The organism is Metallibacterium scheffleri, from assembly GCF_002077135.1.
In the GTDB taxonomy this organism is placed as follows: Bacteria; Pseudomonadota; Gammaproteobacteria; order Xanthomonadales; family Rhodanobacteraceae; genus Metallibacterium; species Metallibacterium scheffleri.
Genome location: NZ_LDOS01000002.1, coordinates 1115266 through 1135436, shown reverse-complemented (window position 1 = coordinate 1135436; position 20171 = coordinate 1115266). Strand labels below are relative to the sequence as shown.

13 protein-coding genes, 2 tRNA genes and 1 pseudogene are annotated in these 20171 nt (G+C 65.4%); 13 read left to right on the top strand and 3 right to left on the bottom strand.

Annotated features, from left to right (window positions below):
• The first annotated feature begins 53 nt into the window (after window positions 1–53).
• The 7 genes and pseudogenes from clpP to Mschef_RS10255 all read left to right on the top strand — a co-directional run bounded on the left by clpP (window position 54) and on the right by Mschef_RS10255 (window position 7570).
• Window positions 54–689 carry an ATP-dependent Clp endopeptidase proteolytic subunit ClpP gene (gene clpP, locus Mschef_RS10280; protein WP_081128132.1) on the top strand — a complete coding sequence of 212 codons (636 nt, stop codon included), beginning with the start codon at window positions 54–56 and terminating at the stop codon, window positions 687–689.
• Window positions 690–849: 160 nt separating this feature from the next.
• Window positions 850–2139 (top strand): ATP-dependent Clp protease ATP-binding subunit ClpX, encoded by a 1290-nt coding sequence (clpX, locus tag Mschef_RS10275; protein WP_081129960.1) that lies wholly within the window; start codon window positions 850–852, stop codon window positions 2137–2139.
• A gap of 120 nt (window positions 2140–2259) precedes the next feature.
• Complete coding sequence (lon, locus tag Mschef_RS10270) at window positions 2260–4875, top strand: endopeptidase La (RefSeq protein WP_081129959.1); 2616 nt, start codon at window positions 2260–2262, stop codon at window positions 4873–4875.
• A gap of 188 nt (window positions 4876–5063) precedes the next feature.
• Window positions 5064–5351, top strand: a pseudogene (locus tag Mschef_RS10265) (HU family DNA-binding protein); the annotation flags it as partial.
• 11 nt (window positions 5352–5362) lie between these two features.
• Window positions 5363–5437: transfer RNA gene (locus Mschef_RS10260), tRNA-Val, on the top strand.
• A 5-nt stretch (window positions 5438–5442) separates the two neighbouring features.
• A tRNA-Val gene (locus tag Mschef_RS17720) sits at window positions 5443–5520 on the top strand.
• Between the two features lie 142 nt (window positions 5521–5662).
• Entirely contained in the window at window positions 5663–7570 is a 1908-nt protein-coding gene (locus tag Mschef_RS10255; RefSeq protein ID WP_081128128.1) for a SurA N-terminal domain-containing protein, read from the top strand.
• An 86-nt stretch (window positions 7571–7656) separates the two neighbouring features.
• Here Mschef_RS10255 and Mschef_RS10250 read toward each other — a convergent pair whose 3' ends face one another.
• The 3 genes from Mschef_RS10250 to gloB all read right to left on the bottom strand — a co-directional run bounded on the left by Mschef_RS10250 (window position 7657) and on the right by gloB (window position 10663).
• Window positions 7657–8439 (bottom strand): enoyl-ACP reductase FabI, encoded by a 783-nt coding sequence (locus tag Mschef_RS10250; RefSeq protein WP_081128127.1) that lies wholly within the window; start codon window positions 8437–8439, stop codon window positions 7657–7659.
• A 68-nt stretch (window positions 8440–8507) separates the two neighbouring features.
• Window positions 8508–9653: a LysM peptidoglycan-binding domain-containing protein gene (locus Mschef_RS10245; RefSeq protein WP_168708951.1), complete on the bottom strand. Its 1146-nt coding sequence runs from the start codon at window positions 9651–9653 to the stop codon at window positions 8508–8510.
• A 194-nt stretch (window positions 9654–9847) separates the two neighbouring features.
• The gene (gloB, locus tag Mschef_RS10240; protein ID WP_081129958.1) at window positions 9848–10663 is read right to left on the bottom strand and encodes a hydroxyacylglutathione hydrolase; all 816 of its coding nucleotides are present in this window, start codon (window positions 10661–10663) and stop codon (window positions 9848–9850) included.
• A 455-nt stretch (window positions 10664–11118) separates the two neighbouring features.
• Here gloB and Mschef_RS10235 point away from each other — a divergent pair, with 455 nt between their 5' ends.
• The 6 genes from Mschef_RS10235 to Mschef_RS10210 all read left to right on the top strand — a co-directional run bounded on the left by Mschef_RS10235 (window position 11119) and on the right by Mschef_RS10210 (window position 20146).
• Window positions 11119–16023 (top strand): NAD-glutamate dehydrogenase, encoded by a 4905-nt coding sequence (locus tag Mschef_RS10235; protein WP_081128123.1) that lies wholly within the window; start codon window positions 11119–11121, stop codon window positions 16021–16023.
• A gap of 40 nt (window positions 16024–16063) precedes the next feature.
• Window positions 16064–16828, top strand: a complete 765-nt coding sequence (locus Mschef_RS10230) for an NAD kinase (RefSeq protein WP_081128121.1) — start codon at window positions 16064–16066, stop codon at window positions 16826–16828.
• Between the two features lie 91 nt (window positions 16829–16919).
• Window positions 16920–17825, top strand: a complete 906-nt coding sequence (locus tag Mschef_RS10225) for a 5'-nucleotidase (protein ID WP_081128119.1) — start codon at window positions 16920–16922, stop codon at window positions 17823–17825.
• A 72-nt stretch (window positions 17826–17897) separates the two neighbouring features.
• Entirely contained in the window at window positions 17898–19067 is a 1170-nt protein-coding gene (locus Mschef_RS10220; protein WP_081128117.1) for an acyl-CoA dehydrogenase family protein, read from the top strand.
• A gap of 10 nt (window positions 19068–19077) precedes the next feature.
• Window positions 19078–19542, top strand: a complete 465-nt coding sequence (locus tag Mschef_RS10215) for a pilin (RefSeq protein WP_168708952.1) — start codon at window positions 19078–19080, stop codon at window positions 19540–19542.
• Window positions 19543–19684: 142 nt separating this feature from the next.
• A complete protein-coding gene (locus Mschef_RS10210) occupies window positions 19685–20146 on the top strand; it encodes a nucleotidyltransferase family protein (RefSeq protein ID WP_242426510.1) in 462 nt (153 codons plus the stop codon).
• The last annotated feature ends 25 nt before the right edge of the window (window positions 20147–20171 follow it).

The window sequence follows — 20171 nt, the reverse complement described above, 5'->3', positions numbered from 1 at the left end:
GACTTTGCGCGTCCAGCCCCCATGCTGGGCGCACGATCCGATCGGAGCTCCCCATGTCCAAGCACGACACACCGCCGCAGAGCCTCAACCTAGTGCCGATGGTGGTCGAACAGACCAGCCGCGGCGAGCGCGCATACGACATTTATTCGCGGCTGCTCAAGGAGCGCCTGGTGTTCGTGGTCGGTCCGATCGACGACTTCATGGCCAACGTCATCGTCGCGCAGTTGCTGTTTCTCGAGTCGGAGAACCCCGACAAGGACATCAACCTGTACATCAACAGTCCGGGCGGTGTGGTCACGGCGGGACTGGCGATCTATGACACCATGCAGTTCATTCGCTGCGACGTCAGCACGATGTGCATCGGTCAGGCCGCCAGCGCCGCGTCGCTGTTGCTGATGGCGGGTGCCAAGGGCAAGCGTTACGCGCTGCCCAATTCGCGCATCATGATCCACCAGCCTTCCGGCGGCGCCCAGGGTCAGGCCACGGACATCGAGATCCAGGCGCGTGAAATTCTGTATGTCCGCGGCCGGCTCAACCAGATCTATGTGCAGCACAGCGGCCAGCCGCTGGAGCAGATCGAGCGCGACATGGAGCGCGATCGTTTCATGAGTGGCGAAGATGCCAAGGCCTACGGCTTGATCGACGCGGTTCTTGATCGTCGCGCCGAAGAGCCCGTCAAGCCCGCCTGAACCGCCTTGTTGCAGGCATGCAGCGGGCGCAGGCAGGCCGTGAGGATTGCCGGCCTTGCATGCGGTCACGGTGGCGCGCACGTGGCACGGCTTTGACGCCAGCGGCGCGCTCCTATGCTATGTTGAACTTGAGGCTAATCGGTCCACGGTGGATTCCAGCATGAGCGATGAACGGCAAGGGCGTGGCGGCGAAGGTGGCAAGATCCTTTACTGCTCGTTCTGCGGCAAGAGCCAGCACGAAGTACGCAAGCTGATCGCCGGTCCCTCGGTGTTCATCTGCGATGAATGCGTGCAGCTGTGCAACGACATCATCCGCGAGGAAATCGAAGAAAAAACCGCGGCCACGCGCAACCACTTGCCGCGCCCGCGCGAGATCATGGACACCCTCGATCAGTACGTGATCGGACAAACACGCGCCAAGCGCACGCTGGCGGTGGCGGTTTACAACCACTACAAGCGTCTGGAGTCGCGCCAGAAAAACGATGACGTCGAGCTGGCCAAATCCAACATCCTGTTGATTGGTCCGACCGGTTCGGGCAAGACCTTGCTCGCCGAGACCTTGGCGCGCCTGCTCAACGTACCTTTCACCATCGCCGATGCCACCACGCTGACTGAAGCCGGCTACGTCGGCGAGGACGTGGAAAACATCATCCAGAAGCTGCTGCAGAAGTGCGACTACGACGTCGAGAAGGCGCAGCAGGGTATCGTCTACATCGACGAGATCGACAAGATTTCGCGCAAGAGCGAAAACCCCTCGATCACGCGTGATGTCTCCGGCGAGGGCGTGCAGCAGGCTCTGCTGAAGTTGATCGAGGGCACCCTGGCCTCGGTGCCCCCGCAGGGTGGGCGCAAGCATCCGCAGCAAGAGTTCCTGCAGGTGGATACGCGCAACATTCTTTTCATCTGTGGCGGTGCGTTTTCCGGACTGGAAAAAGTCATTCAACAGCGCTCCGATACCACCGGCATCGGCTTCAGTGCCGAAGTGCGCAGCAAGAAAAACAGGCCCAATGTCGGCAAGCTGCTGGCCGATGTCGAGCCGGAGGACCTGGTGCGGTTCGGGCTGATCCCCGAGTTCGTCGGCCGTCTGCCGGTCGTGGCGACGCTGGAAGAACTCGACGAGGCCGCACTGGTGCAAATCCTCAGCGAACCCAAGAACGCGCTGACCAAACAGTTCCGCAAGCTGTTCGACATGGAACAGGTGGAGCTGGAGTTCCGTCCCGAGGCCTTGACCGCGATCGCGCGCAAGGCGCTCAAGCGCAAGACCGGCGCGCGCGGCCTGCGCACCATCATCGAGCAGGTATTGCTGGACACGATGTTCGAGCTGCCGTCACTGGAGCATGTCAGCAAGGTCGTGGTCGATGAGGCCGTGATCAACGGCCAGGCCGAGCCGTACCTGATCTACCGAGGCAACCTCAAGCCTGGCGTCGAGGGTGCCAGCGGCGCAGCGTGATCGACCGCGGCCCCTTGTGCCGCCCGCGTTGTGCCCCACTTCACTTGATATGTTTGCGTACGCGGTGCAGGCTCGTGCCCGTGCCCGTGCCCGTGCGCTCCTGCCTGCCCGGATGAAATGATGACCGAGATCCCCGCCCGTACCACTGACAAGTCCACCGACAAGTCCGCCGCATTGCCGGTGTTGCCGTTGCGCGATGTGGTGGTTTACCCGCACATGGTGATCCCGCTGTTCGTCGGCCGCGAAAAGTCCATGCGCGCGCTCGAGGCGGCGATGGAGAGCGAGCGCCAGATCCTGCTGGTGGCGCAGACCAGTCCGGACATCGAGGAGCCTGGCGAAGCGGAACTGTTCCGCACCGGTACCGTGGCCAGCGTGCTGCAGATGCTCAAGCTGCCCGATGGCACGGTGAAAGTGCTGGCCGAGGGCAAGTTCCGCGCCGAGGTCACTGGCTACCGCCGCGAGAATGACATGCTGCTGGCCGAGTACCGTGAGCTCGATCCGGTGTATTCGCGCGAGGAGCGCGAACTGGATGTCGTCTCGCGCACCCTGGTCACCCTGTTCGAGCAGTTGGTCAAGCAAAGCCGCAAGCTGCCGCCCGAAGTGCTCGCCACGCTGTCCGGCATCGATGACGCCGGGCGCCTGGCCGACACCATCGCCGCGCATTTGTCGGTGCGCATCGCCGACAAGCAGAAAGTGCTGGAAACCGCCGATGTCGGGCAGCGCTTGGAGCTGTTGATCGGCATGGTCGATTCCGAAATCGACTTGCAGCAGGTGGAAAAGCGCATCCGCGGCCGTGTCAAGTCGCAGATGGAGAAAAGTCAGCGCGAGTACTACCTCAACGAGCAGATGAAGGCGATCCAGAAGGAACTGGGCGAGGGTGAGGATGCGCCCAGCGAACTCGAACAGCTTGGCCGCAAGATCGATGAGGCTGGCATGCCCGAGACGGTCATGGCCAAGGCGAAGCAGGAACTCGCCAAGCTCAAGCAGATGTCGCCGATGTCGGCCGAAGCGACCGTGGTGCGCAACTACCTGGACTGGATGGTCAACGTGCCGTGGAACAAGCACAGCAAGGTGCGCAAGGATTTGCGCGCCGCCCAGCAGGTGCTGGATGCCGACCACTACGGGCTGGAAAAGGTCAAGGAGCGCATCCTCGAATATCTCGCCGTGCAGCAGCGCGTGGACCGCATGAAAGGCCCGATCTTGTGCCTGGTCGGGCCGCCCGGCGTGGGCAAGACCTCGCTGGGCCAGTCCATCGCCAAGGCCACGCACCGCAAGTTCGTGCGCATGAGCCTGGGCGGCGTGCGCGATGAGGCCGAGATTCGCGGCCATCGCCGTACCTATATCGGTTCGATGCCGGGGCGCATCCTGCAAAACCTGGCCAAGGCCGGCACGCGCAATCCGCTGTTCGTGCTCGACGAGATCGACAAGATGTCGATGGACTTTCGCGGTGACCCGTCATCGGCGCTGCTCGAAGTGCTCGATCCCGAGCAGAACCACGCGTTCAGCGATCACTACCTCGAGGTCGATTTCGATCTGTCCGAGGTGATGTGGGTGGCCACGGCCAATTCGCTCAACATTCCCGCGCCGCTGCTGGATCGCATGGAGGTGATTCGCATCCCCGGCTATACCGAGGATGAAAAGCTCGCCATCGCCGAGAACTATCTGTTGTCCAAGGAGTTGGCGGCCAACGGTCTGAGGGCCGAAGAACTGGGCATCGAGCCCGAGGCAATCCGTGACATCGTGCGCTACTACACGCGCGAGTCGGGGGTGCGCAATCTCGAACGCGAGATCGCGCGTATCGCGCGCCGGGTCGTCAAGGACATCGCGCTGACCGCGCCCGCGCCGACCGATGTCGACCCAACCGCGGACGCAGCCATCGAGATTGAAACCATCACGGTCGACAAGACCAAGGTCGTACCCGTGCCCGCCACGACCAAGCGCAAGCGCGCCGGCAAGAAAACCGCCGCGGGTGTTGCGGTCAAGCGCGTGGTCGTGGACGCCGAGCACCTCGCCGATTATCTCGGCGTGCGGCAGTTTGCTTTCGGACGTGCCGAAAGCCAGAACGAGATCGGCCTGGTCACCGGTCTTGCCTGGACCCAAGTGGGCGGCGATCTGCTCAGCATCGAGGTCGCCGTGGTGCCGGGCAAAGGCAAACTACTGCACACCGGGCAGCTGGGCGAGGTAATGCAAGAGTCGGTGCAGGCCGCGCTCTCGGTGGTGCGCGCGCGCAGCGCCCGGCTCGGGCTTGATCCGGAGTTCCACCAGAAGCTCGATATCCACGTGCACGTGCCCGAGGGGGCCACGCCCAAGGATGGCCCCAGTGCCGGTATCGCCATGTGCACTGCGCTGGTGTCGGCGCTGACGCGCGTGGCGGTGCGCGCCGATGTGGCAATGACCGGCGAGATCACCCTGCGCGGTCGTGTGTTGCCGATCGGCGGGCTCAAGGAAAAACTCCTCGCGGCACATCGCGGTGGCATCCGCACCGTATTGATTCCCGAGGACAATCGCAAGGATCTTGCCGAGGTTCCAGCCAATGTCACTGGCTCGCTGCAGATTCACTGCGTCAAGTGGATCGACGAGGTACTCGACCTGGCATTGGAACATCCGCTCACCGCCATCGACGGCTTCGTGAGTGCGTCCGCCAATGCCAAGGGCGTGGGCACGCTGGTTGAACCGGCGACGCCGCCGGTGGACGCGCCGCAGGCAACTTCGACGACGCGTTCGCAGCGCCACTGAGAATATGTTCAAGTTAGCCCTGAGGCTTGCTGCGCCTTGTATTGCGGCCCTGTGCGAGGCACTGGTATAAAGGCGGCGCCGCGATTGCGTGAAGCTCTGCGCGAGATCGCGGGAATGCTCGAAATTTTTGCACGGGGGCGTTCGCGCCCAGCCTCAGTCCTGTTGCTTGCAGCAAGCATCCACACTCACGAGGGAATACCCAGATGAACAAATCCGAATTGATCGAAGCCGTTGCCAGTGGCGCGGAAGTCAGCAAGGCCGATGCCGGTCGCGCGATCGACGCGTTCGTTGAAGCGGTGAAGAAGGCCCTGAAGAAGGGCGACACCGTGGCCCTGGTCGGTTTTGGCACGTTCGCCGTGCGCAAGCGCAACGCGCGTACCGGCCGCAATCCGCGCACCGGCCAGGCCATCAAGATCAAGGCCTCGAAAAACCCCGCGTTCAAGGCCGGCAAAGCACTGAAGGATGCCGTCAACTGAAGCCCGCACGCGGGTGCTTAGCTCAGCGGTAGAGCGTCGCCCTTACAAGGCGAGGGTCGGGGGTTCGAAACCCTCAGCACCCACCAGCATCGCGGAGTGGTGTGCGGACGGTTAGAATGCCGGCCGGACACGCCGGGAGTCGCGGGTTTTGATTTCCGCACACTCCGCAACGTGCAGCGAGGGCGCCGATCCGGCGCCCTGCGCTTTTATGCGTATCGCGCGCACGATGCCGGAAGTTGGCCTTGCAGCCGCCGCAGCACGCGTTGCTGCGGGCAACCGAACGCAATGATTCAAGTCAGCGGAAATCAAGCATGCTTACCCTGTTGCGCGACAAACTCTCCGGCTGGTTCGCCAAGATCCTGTTCGGGATTCTGATCTTCGTCTTTGCTTTCTTCGGCATCGAGGGTTACTTCGTCGCCAGCCATGCCACGTGGGTCGCCAAGGTGGGTGGTCAACAGATCGGCGGGCAGGAGTTCCAGGACGCGCTGAATCGCGCACGCCAGCAGCAGTTGCAGAACAACCCGCAGCTTGATCCGAAATTTCTCGATGGCAACGTGTTCAAGCAGGACGTGCTCGAAGGCCTGATCCAGCGCCAGTTGCTGATCAACCTTGGCAGCAAGCTGGGCACCGCGGTGCCGGACAGCCTGCTGCGCCGCGAGATCGCCCAGGTTCCGCAATTTCAGGTTGATGGCAAATTCGACCCCGCCACGTACACCGCCGTGCTGGCGGCCAACGGCCTCACGCCGGAAAGGTTTCAGGAGATGGAGCGCGGCGATCTGAGCGTGCAGTTGCTGCCGCAGGCACTGGGCGACGGCAGCATCGTCACGCAGTCCGAGGTCGATGGCTATTTGCGCCTGATCGGCCAGACGCGCGATTTCAGCTATGTCGATCTGCCGGTGCCGCAGGTAACACCCAGCACGGTCAGCGCGGCCGAAATTGGCGCTTACTACAAGGCGCATGCGCAGGAATACATGAGCCCCGAGCAGGTCGCCGTGCAGTACGTCGATTTGAGTGTGGATAACGTGCCGGCGCCACCCGCGCCCAGCGCTGCGGAATTGCGCGCGCTGTATGCCAAGAACCAGTCGCGTTTCATCGTGCCCAGCCAGTACGAGGTGTCGCATATCCTGATCGCGCTGCCCAAGAATGCGACGCCCGTGCAAAAAGCCGCGGCCCTGGCGCGGGCGCAGAAGATCGATGCACTGGCGCATGCGCCGGGCGCGAATTTCGCCGCGCTGGCCAAGCAATATTCTGATGACCTGGGCTCCAGGAATCAGGGCGGCAGCCTGGGCTGGCTGGGGCTGGGCGATACCGATCCGGCATTCCAGGCGGCGATGGTCGCGCTCAAACCCGGGCAGATCTCAGCGCCCGTGTTGACTAGCGATGGCTACCACATCATCGAGTTGCAGGCCGAGCGCGCGGGTGCGACCAAGCCGTTCGCCGAAGTGAAGGATGCACTCACGGCCGATTACATCAAGCAGGCGCGCAGCAAGGAATACAGCCATATCGCCGGCAAGCTGATCGATGCGATCGACTCCAATCCCGGCTCATTGGAGGAAGCCGCGAAGGCGCTGAATGTGCCGGTCCAGGTCAGCCCGCTGTTCGCGCGCAGCGGCGGTACGGGTTTGTTCGCTGATCCCAAGGTGACGCAGGCGGCGTTCTCCGGGCAGGTGCTCAAGGACAACAATACCTCCGATCCGATCAATCTCTCGCCCGAGCATTTGGTACTGCTGCATCTGGCGCGGCATGTGCCGGCGCAGCCGCTGCCTCTGGCGGCGGTGTCAGCCAAGATCCAGGCCACGATCCTGGCGCAGCGTGTCGATGCGGCCGCCGGCAAGCAGGCTGATGCGCTGCTGGCCAAACTCAAGGCTGGAACGGCGCTCGATATCTTGGCGAAATCCATCGGCGCCAGTGTGCAGGATATCCATGCCGCCACGCCGGGTATGCCCAACCTGGATCCTGCGCTGTTGACGGCGGTGTTCAAGCTGGCCGCGCCGGCGCCTGGCAAGAGCGTGCGCTCGGCGGTGGACCTGGGGCATGGCAGCTACGCGCTGGTGCAACTCGACGCAGTGCATCCCGGTGATGTGTCCAAGCTGCCGCCCGAGCAACGTGAGTTCATTGCCGCGCAGCTGCGCCAGATGCAGAGTGGCGCCAGCGTGCAGGCTTTCCTCGATGCGCTGCGGCGCGCCACCAAGATCGAGACTGCGCCAGATCGGATGTAAGTCGCGCGAACCATCGCCGATGAAAAAGCCTCGCGGCCAGCGAGGCTTTTTCGTTTGTGCACGTGTGCTGCTTTGGCGTTGCCGGTTTACAAGCCGGTCATGCCCAGGGTGTTGTAGCCGGCGTCAACATAGGTCACCTCGCCGGTGATACCCGAGGCCAGGTCCGAGCACAGGAAGGCTGCGACGTTACCGACATCCTCGATGCTGACATTGCGCCGCAGCGGTGCCTTCTCGGCGACGTGGTCGAGCATCTTGCGCAGATTGGCCACGCCGGATGCCGCCAGTGTGCGGATCGGGCCGGCGGAGATGGCATTGACGCGCGTGCCCTCGGGGCCAAGGTTATAGGCCAGATAACGCACGTTGGATTCGAGGCTGGCCTTGGCCAGCCCCATGACGTTGTAGCTCGCCAGTGCGCGTTCGGCACCCAGATAGGTCAACGTCAGGATCGCGCCGTTACGTCCGCGCATCAGTGGACGCGCCGCCTTGGCCAGTGCGGCCAAGCTGTAGCTGGAGATGTCGTGGGCGATGCGGAAGCTCTCGCGATTCAGGCCATCGAGGAACTCGCCGGCCAGCGCCTCGCGCGGCGCGAAGCCGATCGAGTGCACCAGAATATCGAGGCCGTCCCAGTGCTGCGCCAGCGCCGGAAACAGGGCGTCGATTTGCGCGTCGTCGGCGACATCGCAGGGCAGCACGATGTTCGAGCCAAATGCCGCCGCGGCCTCGTCGACGCGATCCTTGAGCTTGTCGTTGACGTAGGTGAAGGCCAGTTCGGCGCCTTCGCGATGCATGGCGCTGGCGATACCCCAGGCGATCGAGCGGTGATTGAGCACGCCGGTAATCAGCGCGCGTTTACCGTGCAGAAACCCCATGTGTCCTCCGGATGATTGGCACGCGGTGGCGTGCTGGCGCGCAAGTGTAACGCCTGCGCGTGCGGCGCCTATCCCGGCGCATCCAGGCGCAAACGCTGACCCACGCGCAGTTCGTTGCCGTGCAGATGATTCCAGGCGCGCAATTCGCCCACCGTCACGCGAAAGCGTCGTGCCAATGACCACAGGCTTTCACCCGTGCTGACATCGTGCCAGACCGGCACACCAGAGGCGCCGCCCACGCGTGTCAGCGCGTGCTGGTACTGCGCCTTGGGCAGCCACAGCATGGTGCCTGGCGCGAGCATGGCATCGGGCTCGATGGCATTGATGCTGGCCAAGCGCTGCACGTCCGTGTTGCCGAGATGCGGCAGCAGGCTGAGCAACGAGTCGCTGCGCTGCACGCGGTAGCGGGTGAAATCGGCCCATTGTCGAGGTGGCAATTGTGCGTAGAAATCGAGAAACCGCTGGCGGGCCGCACGCGGCAACAACAAATGCATGGGGGCATCGGCGGGCATCCGATCGCGCAAATAGCCGTTATTGAGCATGCGCACGGTCGCCGCGGGCAGGCCGGCGAGATGGGCTGCCAGCGCTGGTCGCAGCGGGGCGTCGAGTCGCGCCAGCCAGAGCTGGGCAGGCGGTACCGACGGCGGCAGGTGGATGTCGAAGCGGCCTGGTTCGCGGATCACGCAGCTATAGGCCATCAGGCGCAGCAGATAATCGCGTGCCGGTGCATTCATCGGCCAGTCGGGCAGGGCCGGATTTGCCGGCGGCTCCCCGCGTTGGGCGAGCATGCGTTTGATGCCCCATTCGCCTTGATTGAACGCCCACACGACCAGGCGCCAATCGTCGAAATCGCGACCGTAGCGGGCCAGCATGCGCGTGGCGCGCACGCTGGATATCCAGGGGTCGCGGCGGCCGTCATAGCCAGGCACGAGCGGCATGCCTGCCGCACGCGCGGTGCCGCGATCGAACTGCCACATGCCGATGAAATTGCCCGGGCCTACGGCGTCCGGGCGATAGCCGCTTTCCACCATCGGCAGCAGCGTGAAGTCGCTGGGGATACCGGCAGCCTCCACCGCTTGTTGCACCAACGCGATCATCGGACGTAGTGTCGACAGGGTCTGCTCGAAAACGTTCGGATCGCCCACCAGCATGCGCGCCATCGGCACGATTCGCGGATCGGCATCGCAGCCCGGCATGGCCAGTCCGGCACGCATGCGTTGCCACAGATCGCGCGGTGCCGGTGCAGGAACGACCGGTATTGGAAGTCTTGCGATGCTGCCGGCGCCCGCAGGCACGGGTGTCGGCGCGATCGCAAGCGCCGGCGCCTGTGGTCGCACTGGCGGCGCGCTCGCGCATCCGGCAAGCAGCACGGCAAGCCCTGCCGCTGCAAATAGACGCGCTGCGCGAGTCATGCGCGGAACGCGTCTTTGCCGGCGCGCAAGGCGCCCAGGCAAGCTGCGGGTGAGGCCGTGGCTGCACCGTGCGCAGCGCACCAGGCGCGCACGGTGGGTGCATCCCAACGCAAAAACGGATTGCTGGCACGTTCCTCGGCCAGGGCAACCGGAAGACTTGGCAGGTCGCGTGCGCGCAACGACTGCACGTGCTCCCGACGCGCACGCAGCGCGTCGTTATCGGGTTCCACACTCAGCGCGAAGGTGGCATTGGCCAGGGTGTATTCGTGGGCGGCGCAGACCAGCGTATCCGGCGGCAGCGCGGCAATGCGTTGCATGCTCAGCAGCAGGTCTGCGGGGGTTCCCTCGAACAAACGCCCGCAGCCGAGGCTGAACAAGGCATCGCCGCAGAACAGCCATGGCGCGAGGTGATAGGCCACGTGGTTGCGCGTATGGCCGGGCAGGGCGAGCACCACAGCGCGCAGTGCAGGCGCGGCCAGTGTCAGTGTTTCGCCGTGGTGGACGCGTTGCCCATCGCCGCCGATGCGTGCGTCATCGGCCATGTACACGGCCGGGTGATGGTGCGCAGCCAGGGCCTGCAGGCCGCCGATATGGTCGGCGTGGTGATGCGTGATCAGGATCGTGCGCAGGCGCAGTTCGTGCGCCTGCAGCGCGGCTTCGACCGGTCCCGCGACACCCGGGTCAACGACCAGCGCATTGCCGAGGTCATCGCTGAGCATCCAGATGTAGTTGTCGGCAAAGGCCGGGATAGCGCGCAATTGCACAGGACAGGGGCCTCGATGGCTGCGCCGCGGGCGGTCAGGGCGGGCCATCATCGCATCGTTTGTGCCGGACCGGCAGTAGGTCAGGCATTGCAAATGCTGAACGGATCGACGTGCGTTGCATTGCATTCAAAACTGCAGCTAACGAGCCGAACTGCACATGCATGCAGCCATGGGGCCATGCCGAATCAGACACTATGCGCCTGCACCACGGCGTCCTGCGCCGCGGAAAATCCAGCAAGAATCGGGCCTTGCGCCCCCGCGCACGGCCCGACGAGTCACTTGACGATGAGCATCCTGCTTGCCGCGTCCTGCAGCGCTCGCGGTGACTCAGCGGAGTCTGCGCGGTGTGCAGCGCTGTGTCAGTCGGGCGCTGGCGCGATGCGGTGTAAGTGCAGGACTACACGCCCGCCTCCATGCCGCTGCCAGACGTCACCGTGCGGGGGTAAACTTTCGGGCTGGCCACGGGTCTGTTGTGCCATCCCATTATCGCTTACGGAATCTCGATGAACGCGCTAGCCCAGAGTGATCGCTCAACGTCGCATGCCGCCCTGATCAAGGAAGTCACCGGCAAGCTTGCGGCGCAACACAAGCAAATCGGCGCACCATTCGCCCAAGCATTGCTCGGGCGCGCCGCTGACAGCGAACTGTCTTCGCGCCCGTCCGATGACTGGGCCGCATTGGCCTCGCACCTGCTGGGTTTCATGCGCGAGCGCCGTCCCGGCCAGGCGCGCGTGCTGGTGCACAAGCCCGGCGGCGAGGGGCACAGCGCCGAGAACCTGTTCACCGCGATCAGCATCCTCACCGACGACATGCCGTTTCTGGTCGATTCGGTGACCATGGCGGTGCGTGCCGAGAACCTCGACATCCATACGCTGCTGCACCCGGTGCTCAGCGTGCGCCGCGACGCCGGCGGCAACCTGCTGGGATTGGGTGAGGATGGCATCGCCGAATCGTTGATGTATCTGGAGATCGATCGCCTCGCCGACGCCAGCGAGGTGATGCGGCTGCAGACTGCGATCGAATCCGCGCTGGCCGATGTGCGTGCCGCGGTGAGCGACTGGGGTGCGATGCGCGAACGCATGCTGGAGATCGCCACGCAGTTGCCGCAGCACCCGGGCGCGGATGCAGCCAGCATCGGCGAGGCGCAGGAATTCCTGCGTTGGGTGGCCGCCGACAATTTCACGCTACTGGGCTATCGCGAGTACGAGGTGGTTACCGAGGGCGGCGACGAAGTCCTGCGTGCGATCGCGCATTCGGGCCTTGGCATTTTGCGCGAGCGTGAACGCTCGCACGCGTCGCGCTCGCTGAAGAGCCTGGTGACCGGCGACCTGCCGCTAGCCGGTGCGCAGCGGTCGGTAATCCTGACCAAGACCAACGCGCGCGCCACGGTGCACCGTGCCGGATACATGGACTACATCGGCGTGTTGCGCTTCGATGCGCAGGGCAAGCCGGTGATGGAACAGCGCTTCCTCGGCCTGTTCACTTCCTCGGCTTACACCGCGCGCCCGCAGGATATTCCGCTGGTGCGTCGGCGCGTCAGCGCGATTCTGGATCGGTCCGGCCTGCGCCGCGATTCGCACCTGGGCAAGGTCCTGCGCCACATTCTTGAAACCCTGCCGCGCGATGAACTGTTCCAGGCCAGTCCGGATGAACTGGAAGCCACCGCCATGGGCGTGCTCGGTTTGGCCGAGCGCGCGCGTCCGCGCCTGTTCCTGCGCGCCGATCGTTACGGACGTTTCTATTCGTGCCTGATCTACGTGCCGCGCGAGCGCTTCAGCGCCGGTGTGCGCGAGCGTCTGGAGCACATGCTGCGTGATGCGCTCAGCGGCGACCGCATCGACTCGCAGGTGTTGGTCGATGAATCGCCGCTGGCGCGGTTATATGCCGTGGTGAGGCCGCGCACCGGTGCACAGGTGCAAGTGGATGTCGCCACGCTGGAACAATCGGTCGCCGCGTTGTCGCGCAACTGGCACGACGACCTGCGCGAAGTGCTGATTCGTCACCACGGCGAGGAAAAGGGCCTGCGCCTGGCCAACCGCTTTGGCCGCTTGCTGCCTGTCGAATACATCGAGGACGTCGGTGCCGAGCTGGCCGCCGACGATGTGCAGCACCTCGCTGGCCTGCGCGGCGCTGACGACGCAGCCATCTCGCTGTACCGCGTTGGTGGCAGCGGCGCGCTGCGCTTCAAGGTCATCCACTTCGGTGCGCCGGTGTCGCTATCGGATGTGCTGCCGATGCTGGAGAATCTCGGCGTGCGCATCAGCGCCGAGCATCTGCTCGAACTGGAAATGCACGGCACGCCGGTGACCATCCACGATTTCGATCTGGCCGAGCCGGCCGGGCTGGCGTTCCCGGTGGCAAGCGTGGCCGTGCCGTTCGCCGAGGCCTTCGCCGCGATCTGGCGTGGCCAGGCCGAGAACGACGGCTTCAACCGCCTGGTGCTGGGTGCGTGCATGGAATGGCGCCAGGTCGCCGTGCTGCGCGGCTACTGCAAGTACCTTCTGCAAGTCGGCCTGCCCTATTCGCAGCCCTACATGGAGGAAGTGATCGGGCGCTATCCGCTGATCGCCGGCCTGCTGGTGGAGCTGTTCATGGCCAGGTTCGATCCGCGCCGCGAGCAGCTTGACGCGACCGCGCAGGCGCGGTTCAAGGCCGAGCTGGAAACGCTGGTGGATGCCGAGCTGCGCGTGCGCAATCCCGCGCTGATCGACGACCTGATCAAGTCCATGGCGCTGCCGCGCGCCGAGCAGGTCGCGTGCATCGAGCAGGCGCTGAAGGCCGCGCTGGACGATGTGCAAAGCCTCGACGATGACCGCATCCTGCGCCTGTTCCTAGGCGTGGTGCGCGCCACGCTGCGCACCGGATATTTCCAGCGCCAGGAAGGCTTGGTACGCGAGTACATCAATTACAAATTCGATTGCGCACGCGTGCCCGAGCTGCCCAAGCCGCGCCCGTACCGCGAGATTTTCGTGTACAGCCCGCGCGTCGAAGGCATCCATCTGCGCTTCGGCCCGGTCGCGCGCGGCGGCCTGCGCTGGTCCGACCGGCGCGAGGATTTCCGCACCGAGGTGCTGGGCCTGGTCAAGGCGCAGATGGTCAAGAACACGGTGATCGTGCCGGTGGGTTCCAAAGGCGGCTTCTTCGTCAAGCGCCCGCCCGTCGGTGGCGATCGCGAAGCGCAGCTGGCCGAGGGTATCGCCTGCTACCGCCTGTTCGTCAACGCGCTGCTGGACATCACCGACAACATCGTCGAGGGCCATATCGTGCCGCCGCAGGACGTGGTGCGGCACGACCAGGACGATCCCTATCTGGTGGTGGCCGCCGACAAGGGCACGGCGACGTTTTCGGATATCGCCAACAGCATTTCCATCGAGCACGATTACTGGCTGGGCGATGCGTTTGCTTCCGGTGGCTCGCACGGCTACGACCACAAGCGCATGGCGATCACCGCGCGCGGTGGCTGGGAGTCGATCAAGCGCCACTTCCGCGCGCTCGGGCGCGATTGTCAGCGCGAGGACTTCACCTGCGTCGGTATCGGCGACATGTCCGGCGACGTATTCGGCAACGCGATGTTGCTGTCCCGGCACATCCGCCTGCTGGCCGCGTTCGACCATCGCGATATTTTTCTCGATCCCAACCCGGATGCCGCACGCTCGTTCGCCGAGCGCGAGCGCATGTTCAAGCTGCCGCGTTCGAGCTGGCAGGACTATGACAAGAGCACGATCTCCAAGGGCGGCGGCATCTGGCCGCGCAGCAGCAAGTCCATACCCATCTCGCCCGAAGTACGCGCCGCGCTGGGCATCGGCGACGAGGTCGAGCACATGGCGACCACCGATCTGTTGCGCGCGATCCTGAAGGCGCCGGTGGACCTGCTGTGGAATGGCGGCATCGGCACCTACGTCAAGGCCAGCAGCGAAACCAGCGCCGACGTCGGCGACCGCGCCAACAACGCGATCCGCCTGAACGGCAACGAGCTGCGCTGCAAGATCGTCGGCGAGGGTGGCAATCTCGGCCTGACCCAGCGCGGGCGCATCGAGGCGGCCTTCCACGGCGTGCAGCTCAACACCGATTTCATCGACAACTCGGCCGGCGTGGACACCTCCGATCACGAGGTCAACATCAAAATCCTGCTCAACGACGCCGTGCAGCGCGGCGAGCTGGACGAAGCAGCGCGCAATCGCCTGCTGCCCGGCATGACCGACGAGATCGCGCGCCTGGTGCTGTGGGACAACTATCGCCAGAACCAGGCGATCAGCCTGATGGAGCACATGGCGGTCAAGCGGCTGGGCTCGTTCGGACACTTGATCCGCACGCTCGAGGCCGACGGCACGCTGGACCGCGGCATCGAGTATCTGCCCACCGACACCGAGCTGGCCGAGCGCAAGACGCGTGGCCTCGGCCTCACCCGCCCGGAGCTGGCGATCCTGCTGTCCTACGACAAGATCAAGATCTACCAGCAGATGCTGGATTCCGACGTGCCCGAGGATGCTTATCTCGCACGTGAGCTGGTGCGCTATTTCCCCGAGCCGCTGCACGGCCCCTACGCCGCGCACATGCAGCGCCACCGCCTGAAGCGCGAGATCATCGCCACGGCCGTCACCAATACCCTGGTCAACCGCATGGGCGCCAGCTTCATGCTGCGCATGCAGGAGGACACCGGGCAGGGCGCGGCGGCCGTGGCCAAGGCCTTCACCATCGCCCGCGAGGTCATGCAGGCGCGCGAGCTGTGGGCCGAGATCGAGGCGCTGGATGGCAGCGTCACCGACGCGGTGCAGATCGAGGCCGTGCTTGCAGTGTGGGAGCTGGTGCGCAGCCTGACGCGCTGGTTGCTCAATCGTCCCGGTGCCACGCTGGATATTGCCGCCCAGGTGCAGCGCTACGACGCAGGCTTCGCCGAGGTGCGTGCCGCGATCCCCGCCAGCCTGCCAGAAGCCGGGCGCAAGGCGCATGCCGAGCTGGTGCAGCGCTGGCAGCAGGCCGGCTTGCCGGATGCCCTGGCACAGAAGCTCGCCGCGCTGTCCACGCTGGGCCTGGCCCTGGACGTGGTCGAGGTGGCGCATGACAGCAAGCAGCCGATCGCGCGCGTGGCGCATGCGTTCTTCGATCTCGGCACGGCGCTGGAACTGGACTGGATGCGCGCACGCATCGAGGAGCTGCCGGTGGAAAGCCGCTGGCATGCGCAGGCGCGCGGCTCGTTGCGCGATGAACTCGCGCATCAGCATCGGCAGCTCGCGGTGCAGGTGCTGGCCAGTGGCCTCGGCGTCGAGCAGTGGCTGGCGCGCGAGGACGTCGGGCTGCACCATACGCTGACCATGCTCGGCGAGATCCGCGCACTGCCGCTGGATTATCCGATCGCCTCGGTGGCGGTGCGCCGGCTCGCGCAGCTGGCCCAGGCCGGCACGGCGTGATCCGCGTGCCGCGGCCCGGGGCCTTGCCGGCGCTGCGCGCGTGAGCACGCGTATCGCGTTCCTGGCCAACCCCACGGCCGAGGCGCAGCAGGCGCGCGCGACGCTGGTCGCGCGCTACGGCGAAGTGGCGCAGCGGCAGGCCGAAGTGCTGGTCGCGCTGGGTGGCGATGGGTTCATGCTGCGCACCCTGCACGCGATGCTCGACCTGCAGGTGCCGGTGTACGGCATGAAGCTGGGCAAGGTCGGTTTTTTGATGAACCACTTCCATGCCGACGATCTGCCTGCACGCCTGGCGCGCGCGCACGCCACGCCGCTGGCGCCGTTGCACATGCGCGTGCACACGCGCGAGTCTGGCAGCGAAGACGCGCTGGCCTTCAACGAAGTCGCGCTGCTGCGCCAGACCAACCAGGCCGCGCACCTGCAAATCGCGCTCAACGGCCAGGTGAAACTTGACGAACTGATTTGCGACGGCGCGCTGCTGGCCACGCCGGCCGGCTCCACCGCTTACAACCTGTCCGCGCACGGCCCCATCCTGCCGCTGGATGCCAACGTGCTCGCGCTCACCCCGATCAGCCCGTTCCGCCCGCGGCGCTGGCGCGGCGCGCTGTTGCCAATGGACACCGAAGTGCGCATCGAGGTGCGCGAGCCCGTGTTGCGTCCGGTCAGCGTCACCGCCGACTTCCATGAAGTGCGCGACATACGCAGCGTCATTGTGCGCGCGCAGTCCGCGCGCGCCGTGACCCTGCTGTTCGATCCCGAACACAAGCTGGCCGAGCGTATCCTCGACGAGCAGTTTGCCTTGTAGAACCGGGACCCGGGACTGCACTTGCGCTGCCTCCAAATCATGTCAGTCTGCATGGGTCCCAATCCCGAGTCCGCTCCATTTTTCACCACCCATGCCCAACGCACACAACCCGCACGCCGCAGCCGATGACCGCCTTGTCGTGGCGATTTCATCGCGTGCGCTGTTCGACCTGGGCGAGAGTCACACGCTGTTCGAGCGCGAGGGCCTGGAGGCCTACCGGCAGTTCCAGATCGCGCACGAGGACGAGGTGCTGGCACCTGGCGTGGCGTTTCCGCTGGCGCAGAAGCTGCTGCGACTGAACACGCTGGCGCCCACGGCGCCGCGCGTCGAGGTGATCCTGCTGTCGCGCAACTCCGGCGATACCGGGCTGCGCATCTTCAACTCGATCCAGCACTACGGCATGGAGATCGTGCGCGCGGCCTTCACCAGCGGCGCGCCCACGGCGGGTTATGTGCACCCATTCGGCGCTGATCTGTTCTTGTCGGCGCACGCCGAGGACGTGGCGCGCGCGCTCAAGGCCGGCGTCGCCGCGGCCACCATCCTGCCTTCGGCGGCGCCGGCCGAACTGTCGCCGCAGTTGCGCATCGCCTTCGATGGCGACGCCGTGCTGTTTGGCGAGGAGGGCGAGCGCATCTCCGCCGAGCAGGGTCTGGAGGCCTTCCACCAGCACGAACGCGAGCGCCAACTCGAGCCGCTGGAAGGCGGTCCATTCCGCGGTTTCCTGGCCGCGTTGCAGCGCCTGCAATCGGCATTTCCGGCCGAGGATTCGCCGCTGCGCATTGCCCTGGTCACGGCGCGTTCGGCGCCGGCGCACAAGCGCGTGATCCTGACCCTGCGCCACTGGGGCGTGCGCATCGACGAGGCGCTGTTTCTGGGCGGACGCGACAAGGGCCCGTTTCTGCAGGCTTTCGGCGCCGATATTTTCTTCGACGATTCGCAGGCCAACGTCGATTCGGCACGGCGCCACGTGGCCACCGGACACGTGCCGCGCGCCTGACCTGGCGACGCGCACGGCGCGAGCACGCGCGTGCAGGCTAAAATGCACGACCTTTCCGCACCGGTTCGCCCCATGGCCACCCGCCTCGATCCCTACGACCTGTACGACATCCGCAGCCAGTTGTCCGACGAGGAGCGCATGGTGCAGGACACCGTGGCGCGCTTCACCGACGAACGCGTGCTGCCGGTGATCGGCGAGTACTTCGACAAGGGCGAGTTTCCGCATGAACTCATCGCCGAGATGGCGGAGCTGGGTTTGCTGGGCAGCTACTTCCCCGAGCAGTACGGCTGCGCCGGCATGAACGCCGTCAGTTACGGCCTGATCTGCCAGGAACTGGAACGCGGCGATTCCGGCATGCGCAGTTTCGTGTCGGTGCAGACCTCGCTGTGCATGTACCCGATCTTCGCCTATGGCAGCGAGGAACAGCGCCAGCGCTGGCTGCCGGTCATGGCGCGCGGCGCGGTCATCGGCTGCTTCGGCCTCACCGAGCCGCATGGCGGCTCCGATCCGGCCAACATGAAAACACGCGCGCGCCGCGAGGGTGGCGACTGGATCATCGACGGCGCCAAGATGTGGATCACCAACGGTGGCCTCGCGCACGTGGCCATCGTCTGGGCGCAGACCGACGATGGCATCCAGGGCTTCCTGGTCGAGCGTGGCACGCAAGGCTTCGAGACGCGCGACATCCACCGCAAGATGTCGCTGCGCGCCTCGGTGACCAGCGCGCTGTTTTTCGATGGTGTGCGCGTGCCCGATGCCAATCGCCTGCCCGGCGTGAAGGGTCTCAAAGGCCCGCTGGGCTGCCTGACGCAGGCGCGTTACGGCATCACCTGGGGGCCGATCGGCGCTGCCATTGCCTGTTTCCACGAGGCGGTGGAGTACACCAGGGAGCGCATCCTGTTCGACCGTCCCGTGGCCGCCAATCAGGCCGTGCAACTCAAGCTGGCCGACATGGCGCGGCGCATCACCACCGCGCAGTTGCTGTCCCTGCATCTGGGCCGCATGAAAGACGCCGGGACGCTGCATCCGACCCAGGTCAGTCTGGCCAAATGGAATAACGTGCGCATGGCGCTGGACATCGCCCGCGAGGCGCGCGAGCTGCTTGGCGCCGCCGGCATCACCACCGAACATTCACCCATCCGCCACGCGCTCAATCTGGAATCGGTGATCACCTACGAGGGCACCGAAACCGTGCACCAGCTCGTGGTCGGCCGCGAAATCACCGGCATCAATGCGTTCTGAGGACACTGCCATGCGTCGTTTCATTGTGCTGCTCGCCAGCCTGCTGACCTTGCTCAGCGCCACCGCGCTGGCCGCGCCGCCCGCCACCACGACGGCAGCACCAGCCGCCACCGTCATCAAGGGGCCCGAGATCAACCCGCAGGAGTTGCATATCGCGCTCAGCTCGCTGCTGCTGGCCGCCACCAAGATGGCGATCGAGGACGCCATCAAGCGCGGCAAGGCGCCGGACAGCAACGCCGCCGCGCACGTCGGTGAGCCGGATTATCTGACCAGCAACGAGATCAGCAGCATCACCGTGCACAAGGGTGGCGTGCTGCAGGTGCATTTCACCAGTGCGGTCAGCCCGGACCTGACCGGCGTCTGGCTGACGCCGACGCGCGCAGGCGACAGCGTGAAGTGGTCGTGCATCAGCCATGACATTCCGCAAATCACGGATGTCGAGTCGTACTGCAGCTACCAGCCCAAAGCGCACTGAGCGGCGTGGCTTGCGTGACCCGCGTGCTTCCCGCTCGCTTCTTGTACCAGCAACATCCGCCGCGCGCGGTTGGCGCAGGCGCTGTCGCGGCAACGCGCGTGACCCCGTGATCCGGCGCGAACCCGACCCGCAGCAGTCTGCCGTGACCGCTGCCCTGGTTGCCACGGTGCCCGACTTGCATCGGCACTGCCGCGATCCGTGGACGGTGATCGGCAGCGTGGCCGCCTACCTGGCCGGAGCCGCGGTGACGGTGGCCGATCTCGACGTGCTGACCAGCGTGCGCGACGCGCAAACCATGGCCTTGCATTGGCGGGCGCATCGTGACGCTGACTATGTGCCGGCCGATGACTCGCGCTTCCGCTCGCACCTCACGCGCTTCCATTTTGGCGAATTACCGGTGGAAGTCGTGGGCGGACTGGAACTGTCGGGCGCCCATGGCTGGGCGCCGCTACGGATCGGCGCGAACACCCGCGTGGACATCGACGGTCTGGCCGTGCCCATTCCGACGGTCGCCGAGCAGATCCGCGTGCTGCAAAGTTTCGCCCGGCCCAAGGACTTCCAGCGCGTGGCCTTGCTCAAGGCGCTGCCTGCCCGCGCACCCTGAGCAGTCAGGCACCCAGCGCACCCCA